This is a genomic window from Streptomyces sp. NPDC048696, assembly GCF_043198895.1.
GTDB lineage: Bacteria > Actinomycetota > Actinomycetes > Streptomycetales > Streptomycetaceae > Streptomyces.
In genome coordinates this window covers 127299-140219 of the sequence record NZ_JBICVJ010000003.1, presented here as the reverse complement: position 1 = coordinate 140219, position 12921 = coordinate 127299, and the positions used below count along the sequence as shown (strand labels likewise).

10 protein-coding genes are annotated in these 12921 nt (G+C 69.6%); 8 read left to right on the top strand and 2 right to left on the bottom strand.

Annotated elements, in window-relative coordinates; translation table 11 throughout:
• The first annotated feature begins 83 nt into the window (after positions 1-83).
• A complete protein-coding gene (locus ACGFRG_RS06775) occupies positions 84-1895 on the top strand; it encodes a S8 family serine peptidase (protein WP_393262006.1) in 1812 nt (603 codons plus the stop codon).
• Between the two features lie 36 nt (positions 1896-1931).
• Positions 1932-2432: a hypothetical protein gene (locus tag ACGFRG_RS06770; RefSeq protein WP_361428701.1), complete on the top strand. Its 501-nt coding sequence runs from the start codon at positions 1932-1934 to the stop codon at positions 2430-2432.
• 71 nt (positions 2433-2503) lie between these two features.
• Here the strand turns inward: ACGFRG_RS06770 and ACGFRG_RS06765 are convergent, their stop codons facing one another.
• Together ACGFRG_RS06765 and ACGFRG_RS06760 are read right to left on the bottom strand one after the other, a co-directional pair.
• Positions 2504-3178 (bottom strand): histone deacetylase, encoded by a 675-nt coding sequence (locus tag ACGFRG_RS06765; protein ID WP_393262004.1) that lies wholly within the window; start codon positions 3176-3178, stop codon positions 2504-2506.
• A 49-nt stretch (positions 3179-3227) separates the two neighbouring features.
• Positions 3228-5189, bottom strand: a complete 1962-nt coding sequence (locus ACGFRG_RS06760) for a protein kinase (protein WP_393262001.1) — start codon at positions 5187-5189, stop codon at positions 3228-3230.
• A 284-nt stretch (positions 5190-5473) separates the two neighbouring features.
• On the opposite strand from ACGFRG_RS06760, the gene ACGFRG_RS06755 reads away from it, so the two are divergent.
• The 6 genes from ACGFRG_RS06755 to ACGFRG_RS06730 all read left to right on the top strand — a co-directional run bounded on the left by ACGFRG_RS06755 (position 5474) and on the right by ACGFRG_RS06730 (position 12899).
• Positions 5474-6238 carry a MerR family transcriptional regulator gene (locus tag ACGFRG_RS06755; RefSeq protein ID WP_393261998.1) on the top strand — a complete coding sequence of 255 codons (765 nt, stop codon included), beginning with the start codon at positions 5474-5476 and terminating at the stop codon, positions 6236-6238.
• Between the two features lie 201 nt (positions 6239-6439).
• Positions 6440-7204 carry a Crp/Fnr family transcriptional regulator gene (locus ACGFRG_RS06750; RefSeq protein WP_361428707.1) on the top strand — a complete coding sequence of 255 codons (765 nt, stop codon included), beginning with the start codon at positions 6440-6442 and terminating at the stop codon, positions 7202-7204.
• A 91-nt stretch (positions 7205-7295) separates the two neighbouring features.
• Complete coding sequence (locus ACGFRG_RS06745) at positions 7296-8108, top strand: hypothetical protein (RefSeq protein WP_361428709.1); 813 nt, start codon at positions 7296-7298, stop codon at positions 8106-8108.
• Positions 8101-10371, top strand: a complete 2271-nt coding sequence (locus tag ACGFRG_RS06740) for a hypothetical protein (RefSeq protein ID WP_393261995.1) — start codon at positions 8101-8103, stop codon at positions 10369-10371. Before ACGFRG_RS06745 ends, ACGFRG_RS06740 begins: the two co-directional genes overlap by 8 nt.
• 4 nt (positions 10372-10375) lie before the next feature.
• A complete protein-coding gene (locus tag ACGFRG_RS06735) occupies positions 10376-11449 on the top strand; it encodes a hypothetical protein (RefSeq protein ID WP_361428713.1) in 1074 nt (357 codons plus the stop codon).
• Complete coding sequence (locus ACGFRG_RS06730; protein WP_393261992.1) at positions 11400-12899, top strand: DUF4407 domain-containing protein; 1500 nt, start codon at positions 11400-11402, stop codon at positions 12897-12899. Before ACGFRG_RS06735 ends, ACGFRG_RS06730 begins: the two co-directional genes overlap by 50 nt.
• The last annotated feature ends 22 nt before the right edge of the window (positions 12900-12921 follow it).

Genomic DNA, 12921 nt, shown 5'->3' with positions numbered 1-12921 from the left:
TGCTCACCGTCGGCAGGGCGGCGACGTCGGGGGACGGACGCCGGGCGGACTCCAGTGACGTACGGATGGGGAGTGAGGAAACGATGGCCGAGTCGGCCGGCGCACAGGACCCCGGACCCGAGGGCGCGGGCTTCGCGTACCACCCGATGGAGCGGGAACTGATCGTGATCGCGGGGGCGGGGGCGGGGGCGGGGGCGGCGGGGGCTGCCGCGCGTGCGGGCGCCTCTCCCCGGGAGCCGCTGGAGCCCCCGGAACCCCCGCAGCCCCTGGGGATGTTCCTGTCGGACCAACAGCTCACGCTGGAGCCGCTGTTCGGCGACACGGCCCGGGTGCGGGAGGCGCTGGCGCTGCTCCCCGGGCACGGCGCGGAGGTGCCCGACCTCACGCTCTTCCACCGGGTGCGCGGCGGTGAGGACCGTATGGACGAGCTGGCCTCCCGGCTCGCGGGCCTGCCGGGGATCGAGACGGCGTACGTGAAGCCGAGTGCGCTCCCGGCGCGCGGGAACGATGACACTACGTACGACAGCGACAGCCACAGCCACAGCCACAGCCACAGTGACAGCGACCGGGACGACGACGGCCGGCGCGAGAAGGAGGGCGCGGCGGCCCCCGACTTCAGCGGCCGCCAGGGCTACCTGGGCCCGGCCCCCGAGGGCGTGGACGCGGCCTGGGCCTGGCTCCAGGCGGGCGGCTCGGGCGACGGCGTGAGCGTGGTCGACGTCGAGGGCGCGTGGCAGCTGGGCCACCGCGACCTCGGGCCCAAGCTCGCCGGGATCGTCGTGGGCACGCCCGTCGAGGACCTGGCGTGGCGCAACCACGGCACGTCCGTGCTCGGCGTGCTCGGCGGCAGCCGCACCGGCAGCGGGACGCTCGGCATCGTCCCCGAAGCGGTCCTCGCGGCCGCCTCCCCGCACGGCATCGGCACGGCGCGGGCGATCACCGAGGCCGCCGACCGCCTCACCCCCGGCGACATCCTGCTGATCCCGTTGCACCGCCCGGGCCCGCGCTTCGGCTACACGGCGAGCGACGACCAGCGCGGCCATATCCCGCTGGAGTGGTGGCCGGACGACTTCGCGGCCGTGCGCTACGCGACCGCCCGGGGCGTGGTGGTCGTCGAGGCGGCCGGCAACGGTGCGGACAGCCTGGACGACGCGCTCTACGAGGCCCGCCCGGACGGCTTCCCGGCCTGGTGGCGCAACCCGTTCGGCCCGGCGGGCCCCTCCTCCGGCGCGATCGTGGTCGGCGCGGGCGCGCCCCCGCCGGGCACCCACGGCCGCGACCACGGCCCGGACCGCTCCCGCCTCGGCTTCTCCAACTTCGGTACGCGCGTGGACGCCCAGGGCTGGGGCCACGAGGTCACCGCGGCGGGCGGCTTCTGGAACCGCCCCGGCGAACTCCAGGGCGGCCAGGAGGAGGACACCTGGTACACGGACGCGTTCTCCGGCACCTCACCGGCGGCGGCCATGGTCGCGGGCGCGGTCGCCGCGCTCCAGGGAATGTTGCGCACAGCGGGTTTGAAGCCGCTGCCACCCGCATACGTACGTGACGTATTGCGTGCGACCGGCTCGCCCCAGCGCGAGGCGCCCGGCCGCCCGCCCTCCCAGCGCATCGGCACCCGCCCCGACCTGCGGGCGGCGGTGGCCCATCTCGTACCCCGGCAGTACGCGGAGGGCCTGGCCGAACGCTTCGCGGACGAGGTCCTCCCGCACCCGAGCGAGAACGCCCCGAGCCTGCGCCTGTACGTCAACGGGGCCTGGCGCACCCTCACGTGCCCCGAGCCGCACGTCCGCCAGGCGGTCCACACCGCCTTCGCGGGCGCCCGGCCCCGCGTACACGTCCGGTACGCCGACGACGAGGTCGTGGGCGTGATCGTCACCGGCGAGACGACACAGTGACCCGATAGCGAGCCCGAGTGAAAGGTGAACGAGAAAATGACGTCCTACGCACCCACGAACATGGGCGGCGGCGGTATCGGCACGCAGCCCATCACCGCCCAGGACCCGAGCCAACAATTCGGCCAGCCGCAGCAGCAGTTCGGCCAGCCCCAGCAGGGCCAGTTCCCGCAGAGCCAGTTCCCGCAGCACCTCCAGCACCAGCTGCAACAGCTGGGCCAGCAGCAGCCGTTCCAGTCGCTGCTCCAGCAGTTCGGCCAGCAGCAGCCCGGCATGCAGACCCAGGGTCAGGCCCAGCCGCAGACGCCGTTCTTCGTGGCGTACGCGACGGCCGTACAGGCCCCCATCGCCCCCTTCCCCGGCATCCAGGCGACGATGACGCTCCTGGTCAACGGCCGCCCGGTGCGCCTTGAGCACCCGAGCCAGTTCATCATCGAGTCCGTCCTGGCGGCGTTCCGCTACGGCCAGCACGTACGGGTCGCGTACGACGACAGGATGCAGGTCAAGGGGATAGAGATAGAGGCATCGAAGCAGATGTAGTACGGCAGTGGGCCCGGGCCGAGAAGAGGTCGGCCCGGGCTTCCGTGCATGATGCCCACCGGAGGCGGGACTTATCCGCCGATGAGCGCGGCGACAGCGCGAGCGGACCAGTACCCGGCGGCGCCGGGCCGACTGGCGACGTACGCGGCCACGGCGCCGAGATCCCAGGCCCCGGCCTCCAGCAGCCCCGAGGCGAGATGCCGCAGATAGGGGGCGGAGGGCAGGGTCCACGGCACGTCGTCGAGAGCCCAGGGAGCGGTGAAAGTGAGCAGGGGAACCCCCTTCACCTGCCCGGGGCAGACGAGGGTCTCGTACCGCCCACCACCGAGGGCGGCCCTCCCCTCGGCAAGGACCTCGGCCAGATCAAGATCGCCAGTCGGCTCCCGGTACATCTCCTGAGCGGCGATGTCGGCGAACTGCCCCGCCGACACGAGATGCGCCCGCGCGTAGACGAGCCCGTCGGCGTCGGGATCGTAGAACGCCCGCCCACCACCCCACACCGGCGACTCGGTGGCGAAGTACACGACCCCGGGCAGCTCCACGGCGACGGACTCCACCGGCAGCCGCCGATCCCGGCACCCCGGATACACCCGCGCGGTCCCCGGCAGCGGCCCGCCGCGAATGTAGTGGCCGAGCCGTTCGAGAAACATGTTCGACCCGTACGAGGTGTACCAGACCAGCTCCGGCGCCGGCCCGTGGAACGGCCCTGGCGCGATGGTGTGCGCGGTGGTGCGGGGGTGGGTCACCCGCCGATGGTCCCAGGGGGGACGTTCATGCGGTGGGCACATTCGTGGTTCAGCCGGGGCAGTCGGCCTCGGTGGACGCGATGCCCGAACGGACGACGATGTAACGGGAGGGGGTGAGCCGATCCACTGCGTAATGGACGTACGGCCATGCGGCCCCCGAAGCCTGTCGCTGCCTGACGAGGGCCCGGCACGCCTCACCGGCTGCCATGCTCGCCCACGCGTCGATCTGATTCGCGTCCCACGCGATGTAGTTGGACCACACGTACATGGCTGAACTTGTGGGGTCGAAGCCGACGCTGATGTCTCCGTTGGCCAGGATGCGATCCGTGCTCAGCGTCTGGCGCATTCCGTTCGTTCTCTCGATGATCTTCCGTGCCGCCTGGTCGGCGACACGGATCTCGGTGCGGTCCGTGCTGGGAACCATGGCGGCCGCCAATCCGTCGGCACTCGCCTGCCAGACGTCACCGACCAACGGGTTCGTGTCCTGGTCGGCGCCCGTCCGGCACAGGGTGTTGGTGAGGAAGTCGTCCTGCCAGGCGATCCGGGTGGCGCTGCCCGTTGTCTCGTTCACGAGGACATAGGTGCGGTAGGGAAGGTCCGGGTGCAGCCGACGGATCGCATCGCGCAAAGTCACGCATGTGGACGAGGCGATCTCGGTCTCCGTGTAAAGCCGTTCCGCCTCGGCGCCGGTCAGCGAATAGGAGAGGTACACCTCTTTGCGCGACTCGTGAAACGTCACGGTTTTCGGCGACACCTCGATCCCCTCGTGCCAGATGGTGCCGGTGTCGTGAAGGAGAGCGCGCGCCGCGTCGTGCTCACCCTCGCCTTGTGCCGGACGCGCCTGGCGCCACGTATCCAGGCTCGCGCGGCCGCCGCTCTCGGCCTTCTTCGCGGTAGCGGCAGCCGACGGCTGTCTTGGCGTCGCTTTTGTGGGGGCCGGTGCGGCGCGCGTCACCGGCGCGTCTGCGGCGGACTCGTTCGCGCTCTCCTGGGGTACGAAGGCGAGCGCACCGCCGACCGCCGAGCCGACGACCGCGGCAGCCACCAGCACGGTGACCACGGTCCGCTTGCCGGTACGTGTCGGTGCGAGGTGCCAGGCGGGGTCGGCGACGGGCGGCATCTGCCACCCCGCGGCCAGCAGGTCGCCGATCCTTGTCGGCTCCACCCCGGGACCCACCACCTGTGTGGTCTGGGCACCGAGCAGCGCGGCGCACCGCTCGGCGGCCTCGCTGGCTGTTGCGCGCTCGTCCGGAGCCTTGGCCAGGGCCTGCGCCACGATCTCCCGGAGCCCGTCCGGCACTCCCGTCAGATCCGCCGGCTCGGACATGACGCGGAACGCGACGACGTCCGGCGCTCCGGATCCGAACGGCAGTCGTCCGGTGGCCGCGTAGGCGACGAGCGCCCCCCAGGTGAACATGTCACCCGCGGGTCCGGAGGTGCCCGTCCGGTAGTGCTCGGGGCTGACCCAGCCGGGTGTGCCGGTCGACGATCCGGTCCGGGTCACGCTGGTGCCGTCGAGGGCATGGGCGATGCCGAAGTCCAGGACCATGGGTCCGGCCGCGGAGAGGATGACGTTCTGCGGTTTCACATCGCGGTGAACCACGTCGGCTGCGTGAATGGCGGCGAGCGCGGTGGCGGTGCCGGTGGCAAAGGCGTACAGACTTGCTCCGGCAAGGGGCCCATACGTGGCCAGGTGCTCGTTCAGGGTGGGGCCGGGGGCGTAGACGGTGGCCAGCCAGGGGCGAGCTGCTTCGGGGGCCGCGGCCAGGAGCGGCACCAGGCAGGGGCCCGTCACACGCCGGGAGAGCTCTACCTCGCGCCGGAACCGGGCACGGAACTCGGCGTCGTCGGCCTGTGCGGGATGGATGAGCTTCACTGCCACCCGTAGCCCCGCAGGATCGAGCGCGGCGTGGACGGTGCCCATGCCACCCGAACCGAGTCGGCCGACAATCCGGTACGGGCCTATACGGACGGGGTCGCCGGGCTGGGCGGGGCTGACACGAGCGGGCAACGTATCTCCTCCGGTCTCCTTCGGTACGCATCGAAGGATGCTTGGGAGCGTTCATCTTGAAGCCAACAGCCGTGGCACGTCTGGCATTTGCCGATCTATCACGGCTCTGGCCGCTGCGGAAGTCGGCGGGGCGCGCTCGCTGAGCGCGTTTCGGGCGGGCGGAACTGGGCGTGCCGAGCCGGGGGGCGCCGCGCGGAGGAGGCGGCGACTTGCGCTTTCCGCAGCGTCAACTCCTACCGTCGTCCGTGTGGCCGGAAAGACCGGCCGGTGAGGGAGGCGGAGCCATGGCCTGGTCGATCGCGGACGTGGCCCGGATGTCCGGGGTGACGTCCCGGACACTGCGGCACTACGACGAGATCGGCCTGCTGCCGCCCGCGTGGATCGGGAGCAACGGGCACCGCTACTACGAGGAGGCGGATCTGCTGCGGCTGCAGCAGATCCTGCTGATGCGGGAGCTGGACCTGGGGCTGCGCGAGATCGCGGCGGTCCTGGACAGCCAGGCGGACCGGGTGGCCGTACTCCGCGAGCACCACGAGCGGCTGCTCGCCGAACGCGACCGGCTGTCCACGCTGGCCCGCACGGTCGGCCGCACCATCGCCGAACTGGAGAGAACAGAGGACAAGGAGAACGGCATGACGAAGATCAACAGGCCCGAGAACCTCTTCGAGGGCTTCGACCACACCGGCCACGACGAGGAGGCGCGCGAGCGCTGGCCCGACCACTACGAGCAGTCCCGCCGGGCCAGAGAGACGATGACCCCCGAGGACATGGAGCGCTGGCAGCGCGAGGTGACGGCGCAGATGATCCGCATGGCGGAGTTCATGACGTCCGGCACCCCGGTGACCGACCCGGCGGTCCAGTCCGAGGTACACGCCCACTACCAGGGCATCTGCCACTTCTGGACCCCGAACGCGGCGGCATACAAGGGCCTGGCCCGGACGTACGTCGAAGACCCCCGGTTCCGCGAGAACTTCGACAAGGTGGCGGAGGGGTTGGCGGAGTATCAGCGGGATGCGATGGGGGTTTATGCGGAGGGGCGGCTGGGCTGATGGTGTGGAACGACTGACGGGCTGCGTTGAGCTGAGGGGCGCGTGACGGTCCGCCACAGATTCCGGCGGACCGTCACGAAAGCTCCCAACCGGACTAGTTGCCCATGGGAAGAATGTACATTCAGTCAATTCGCGCTACGAGGCTCAAAAACAGGCCACATATCGTCATGTCTGTTTGCCGCGGCACGGCACGGCGACAGCATGGGCTGGCATTTGAACGGCGTGCTGCGCCGCGTAGTGGGATCGTCGGGGGTGCTGGTGAATCACGTGTGGCCACCGTCCACATTTCTCGGCCGGTTGCGGAGTCCGACACGTGCAGAACTGCTTCGGCAGGGCACCCAGATCAGCTATCCGCCGCATCGCGCGCTGCTACAGCAGGGGGACGAGAGTCGGCACGTCCTGTTGATCACGAGTGGTGTCGTGAAGGTTGTCGCCAGCGCAGAGAGTGGCTACGACATGCTGCTCGCCGTCCGTATAGCGGGTGACTTGGTTGGTGAGATGGCGGCCTTCGAGGAGCGCCCCAGGTCCGGCACGGTGGTCGCATGCAGTGAAGTGACCGCCCGGATTATTCAGATGCAAGCGCTGGAGACCTTCCTGGCCCAACACCCTGACGCCATGCGGGCCATCCTCCACATGCTGTGCGCCCGGCTGCGCTGGGCCAACAGGCGCCGGATCGATTTCCAGGCCTACGACTCGCTGACCCGGCTGGCCCGGGTTCTGGCCGAGTTGAGTCAGGCATACGCCCAGCCCGTGCCGGATGGCGATGGCAAGCGCTGGGACCTCGGGGTGACGCTCACTCAGAAGGAACTCGCGTCGCTGGCCGGCCTCGCTCTCAACACGGCCGAAAAAAGTCTGGCCGCTCTGGCTGCCATGGGGCTCGTGGAACGTAGTTATCGCAGCATAACGATCTGTGACGTCTCGAAACTGCTTGAGTTCGCCAAAGTATTCGACGACAACCCGTATTGATACGGGATCGCGTCACGCTCTCTCTTCTAGCCTCTCGGGCAGTACTCGTGGGCAGTGTCTGCCCACGGCCTGCCCAGAGAGGAATGATCGGGTGGTTGAGTGGCTCGGGTTCTATCCCTGCACCTGCATAGCCGTGGACGCGCAGGCCTACAGCAGAAGGAACGACCGTAGGCAGTCCGAAATCCAGCGTGACCTGCCGCAGCTCCTCGATCGCGCGGCCAGGGGCGCGGGCTTGGACCGTGCGCAGTGGCAGATCCAGCGCAAGGGCGACGAGCAGCTGGCGGTGCGCCCCCTGGACGGCACCGAGCCGCGCCTGGTCGACGACTACGTCCGGCATCTCGTCGCCGAGTTGCGCGAATACAACGCCCAGCGAGTGCCAGAGGCCCGGATGCGCCTGCGGGCCGTCATCCATCAGGGCCTGGTGGAGTTGGCCGAAAACGGCTTCGCCGGTTCGGCCGTGGTGGCCACAGCACGACTCCTGAGTGCGCGTCAGCTTTACGACGCCCTGGCCGCGCACCCTGACGCCGATCTGGCGCTGTTGCTGTCCGACGACGTGTTCCGGTCCACGGTGGCAGGCGGCCACACGACCCTGTCCACGGATGACTTCACCCATGTCGCCGTCCGGGTGAAGGAGTACGAGGCGATGGCCTGGCTGCGCGTGCCCGCGCTCGGCGCAGCGCTCGCCGCCTCATGCGAGCCCGGAACGGTGGAGACGGGGAGATCTGCGGCTCCGGCGCCGAATGAGCCAGTGGGGGACCGGCTCGGACCGGTTGTTGCCGGTAGGTCCGGCGGCGGGAGGGGAATCAGCAACGAGTACCAGGCCGACAACATCAACGTGACCAACGTGGCCGGTTCCGTGGACGCTCGGGGTGCCGTCTTCGGCTTCGGGACCGCTGGTGGCTGACACTTCGGACCCGGACGAGGGATCGGCCGTACCGCCTGTCTCCGCCTTCGACGAGGACGTCGTGCCGCCCGCACCAGACGGCGAGGCTATCGGTGCGCCGGAGGCCGGGGCGGAGGCACTCGGCCCGGATTCCGAAAGGAACGCGACTGCCGACCGACGCAAGGAGCTCGACGAGCGGGAGGAGGACGACCGGGGCTACGACGATCTGCGCCGCGTCCACCAGCTCGTCAACAACAACTTCTATGGTGTTGTCGACGCTGCGGGAGCGGCGTTCGGCTTCGGCGCCGCCTCGTCGCCCGGACTCGCCCCCGGCACCATCGAGCCCGAGGAGACGCGCCGGGCCCTGCGGTTCTACGTCCCGCCCCAGCCCTGCTTCGACGACGCGCTCGGCAAGCTGCGCGAGGGCGCTCTCGTAGTGCTGACCGGCCAGGACAACTGCGGCCGGGGCGCAGGCGCCCTCGCGCTGCTCAGGCGGGTTCTGGGCGAGGAGGCCAAGCTGCGCAGCCTGTCGCCCGCCAATGCCCTTGCTGAGCTGGCTGCTTCGCGAGACCTCAAGCCGGGACAGGGATACGTCATCTTCGACTACGTAGGTGAATTGCGTCCCGAAGCCGTTCAGGCGTACGAGATCGGGCGGCTGAGCGCAGAGCTCGGCCGCAGGAAGTCGTACCTGGTGGTCACCTCGGGTGACACGGCCTGCCGACGGCTGGCGCTGCGGGACCACTGTGTGCCGTGGCAGGCCCCGGACCCTGTGGAGCTGTTCGAGCACTGCAGGGGGAAGCTGCCGTGCGCCGGCTTTGAGCCGGACACCGAGAAGGAGTTGCTGGACCGGGTTGGCGAACAGCAGCGGCCCGCGGACGTCGTCGCGGCCGCTGTAGTCCTGTCGCGAGAGGGGGCGGAGGCAGCACTGGACACCTTGCGGGACCGGCACCGGGAGCTGGTCCAACAGTGGTTCCGCGAGCCACCGACCGCGGGTGACCTCCTCCCGCTCGCGGCCCTGGCATTTCTGGAAGGCATCCCGGAGCGGACGTTCGAGCAAGGGTGCGCCGCTCTCGCCGCTCATGTGCGCAACTGGGAGCAGAGCGGCGAGACGCCGGTCGGGGAGCCGGACGGCTCGACCGGAACCTCGTTGCGCGGCGCGGTGGCAGACCAGTCCCGGGCCCGGTGGCGAGACCGGGCGGTGGGGCTCGTGACGACAGAGCACCGGCTCGGCCCGAGCAGGGACGCCGGGCGCAGCGAGCGGTGCCTGATCTTCACCTCGCCGCGCATCCGCGAACTCGTCATCGCGGAACTGCACGACCTGTACGGCTACGAGCTGTGGTACCCCCTGCGCCAGTGGCTCGGTGAGCTGGCTCTTCTGGGCGACCTGGACACCCGGACCGAGGTGGCTCGGGGTGTCGCGCTCCTGGCCCGGTACGCGCTGGTCGAGGTCGACGAGAACCTGCTCACGGTATGGTCCGACGGCATCACCAGTCAGCGGGTCACCGCTGCCCTGACGCTCCAGTTCATGTGCGATGTCGAGCATCTCGCCCCGCAGGCCCTGAACATCGTCCTGAACTGGGTGGACAACCGCGGTGCGGGGCGTGCTGTGACGGCGGCCATGGCGCTGACCGGCCGCTTGGGCTCGCTCTACCGCCTGGAAGCGTTCAACTGGCTGTGGTTCCTGACGAATCGGGGCGAGCGGATCGCGTTCTCAGCCCGCCGTTCGCTGGTCCTGCTGCTACAGACCGCCGAGCAGGACCCAGAACGGGCTCTGTTGATCCTTCGGTATGTACGGACCGTGACCGCGAGGGCGCTGCCTGGATCCCGGGAGCGGTCCATCGCGCTGAGGACTGCCGTCCAACTCCTCGAAGCCACCCGGCTGGAGGCTGCTGAGCCTGTCGCGGCGGCGCTGCTGAGAACTGTCCCGGACAGCGTCCGCCATCTCGGAGCACTGTGGGCGGAGGTCCTGCACAGCAGCAACCGGAGCCGGGCGGTGAGCGCGCTGTGCCGGCTGCTGGTGCAGTTGCGGGACGACCCGTCAGTCATCGGCGCCGTACGCGAACTCGGTGAAGCCATTCGGAACGCCATGAGTCCGCAGCAGTGGGCAGCGCTGTGCCGTCACCTGTCCATTGCTCTGAAGCACCCCGACTACGCGATTCCCGGCGCCCACCAGCTGGCGCAGGTGCTCGTCGGATCATTGCGCGGCCGGGCGTCGGCGGAGTCCCGGCGCCCCGCCGCATCCCTCATGTCCACCGTTCCCTTTCCTTCCGCACAAGGAGGCTGAGCAAGTGAACTACCCGGTCATAGCCGAGCACATTCTGGCCACGGTCCAGGGCGTCTGGTGGTCTCGGCGTCGCCGCCGCGAGGATGTGCCGCCGCTGCCGCCCGGCGCCGTCTATGTCTTCAGGGTCGGCGGGAACTACCGCACATTCCCCGAGGGCATGGTGTTCGACCCGTGCCACCCCGACGTGCTCGACGCCTCCTCGGTGAGCCTGGTCGACACCCGGGCGCGCCTGGTCGATGTCGAGCGCCCGCTGCCGTCGGTGAGCGAGGCGGACAACTTCACGATGCGGGCGTCCTTCACCTGCCAGGTGACCGACCCGACCGTCATCGCCCGTCAGGGCGTCATCGACGTCACCGTTCCTTTGCGTGCCTACCTGATGGGCGACGGCGACCTGCCGAGAGTGAGCGCCGGGCACCGGGTGGAGGAGATCAACGCGGTGCGCACCGAGGCCGGCCACCGTATGACCGCCTACAGCACGATCGTGCCGCCGCGTGTCGCGGGCATGAGCGTCGAGTTCGTCACCGCCGAGGTGCACGCGTCGGACGACCTGCGGGACTGGGAACAGACGTTGCGCGACGAGCGGCGCTCCTGGGAACTCCAACGGGGGCAGCGCGACTTCGAAACGCAGGACGCACTCCGAGTTGCGGAGTTGCTAGCCCAGGGATCCGACCACGTGGACGCTTTCGGCATCGCCCGGAAGGAGATCGACGTCACCGAGGTGGCGGCCCGCATCCATCGGATCACCGAGGAGGAGTCGGCCCGCCGGCAGAGCGCCGAGACGGCGGAGCGGGTTCACGCGCAGACGCTGGAAACGGCGGAGGCGCAGATGCGTCGTGAGATGCTGCTGACACTGCTGCGGCAGATGGGCGGCAGCGAGTACGTGGACTACCACCAAGTCCTGGAGCGGGTCCTTCAGGAGACGGGCGGCAAGGGCGCGACTGGTGTCGGAGTCGCTGGGGCATCCGCCCGCATGGTCGAGTCGGGACAGGCGCGCTCCGGTCGTACGACAGCGGGCCGGGACGGCTCGCGTGACCCGCAGGGCGGTTTCGTCAAGGACGAGGACGATCTCGTTGACTGACTTCCTGACGCAGCATGTGACCGGCTCCGGCTCCGGCTCCGGCTCCAGCTCCGGCCCGACCGATGGCCAGGGCACTGGCGATGAGGGTGCCTCCCGCACGGCAAATGCCCGCACCGCATACCGGCTCTTTGCGCGTACTCCCGGTAGTGGGGCTCCTTCCCGCGCCACCCGCCGTCCTTCCGGATTCGAGGCCGCACGACGTCTGCGCGCCCTGACCGGCGTCGACGAGGAGTTGCTGGACAAGGTCAGGTACGAGCGGAGCAAGTACACGGCCCTCGGCGGGGTGGTGCTCGGCACCTCCGTCATCGCGGGCTTCTCCATGTGGAACTTCGCGACCGAGGCGCTCGGCAGGCTCTCCTTCGTGGCCTTGGTCCCGACGGTCATCTGGATGCTGTTCGTGCTCAACCTCGACCGCTGGCTGGTCACACCTCAGCCGAACGCGCGGAGACGGGTCGGGCCCCTCCTCCTGCGTTTGCTGATCGCGCTGATGCTTGGTGCGGTGATCGCCGAGCCGCTGGTGCTGCGTATCTTCCAGACGGCCATCGAGGAACATGTCGTGGACGAACGCACGGACGTCATCGACCAGTTGCGAACGAACCTAGTTCGCTGCAACCCCGTGCCGTCCACGACGCAGACTGTCGCCTCGGGTGGCTGCGACAAGACGTACGTTCTCTCCTTCCACGCGGCGCCCGGCGAACAGGCCGACCAACTGGCCGCCTTGCGCTCTGACGCCGCCGCTCTGCAGAAGCGGGTGGACCAGGACACCACCAGGTTGGAGGCCATCGACTCCGAAGTACGGGACGAGTGCCGCCAACTGATCCGTATAGCCGCTACCGGTCTGTATCAGCGGACGTCCGAGTGCCTGCGCCTGCGCGACAAGGCGCAGGACTACCGGACTACCCACCGCACCAGTGAGAACGAAACGCGGCTGGCCGGTCTGAACAGCGGCATCTCGAAGATCGAGGGCGAGCTGACCTCGTCACGCGGCGAGTTCCTCAAGGCCCGGGCCGCCAGCATCGAGCGGCGGCTCGACGAGGAACGCGCCAAGCAGAAGGAGATCGGTGTCCTGGAACGGATCCGGGCGCTCGATGAACTCGCGACGGGGAATCCGGTGCTGTTCGTGGGCATCTGGCTGGTCCGCCTCCTGTTTGTGCTCCTCGACGTGCTCCCCGTGCTGGTGAAGTACCTGAGCGGCGAGACTGCGTACGACCGGATGCTCACCAGTGAGAGCAACAGTGCCGTGAAGATTCACGGGGAGGAGGTCCGGCTCGCTGAGCGCCGGGCCACGGCGAACTTTGAGATCGCCCAAGACGCCATCGAACAGGAGGTCCGGCGCCACCGCGCCGAGTCGGAGGCGGCGTTTCGGGAACACACGGCAGCGATGAACATCCGGGTCCGGCAGGCGGTGAACGCGCTGGAGGACGAGCTCCGTCGCTCGTCGACGGTCTGACGCACCCGCCTGCACCAGAAGC

Bases quoted from the DNA above. Each gene is read 5' to 3' on its own strand.
- ACGFRG_RS06775 (WP_393262006.1), top strand. From the start codon at position 84: ATGGCCGAGTCGGCCGGCGCACAGGACCCCGGACCCGAGGGCGCGGGC.
- ACGFRG_RS06770 (WP_361428701.1), top strand. From the start codon at position 1,932: ATGACGTCCTACGCACCCACGAACATGGGCGGCGGCGGTATCGGCACG.
- ACGFRG_RS06755 (WP_393261998.1), top strand. From the start codon at position 5,474: ATGGCCTGGTCGATCGCGGACGTGGCCCGGATGTCCGGGGTGACGTCC.
- ACGFRG_RS06750 (WP_361428707.1), top strand. From the start codon at position 6,440: ATGGGCTGGCATTTGAACGGCGTGCTGCGCCGCGTAGTGGGATCGTCG.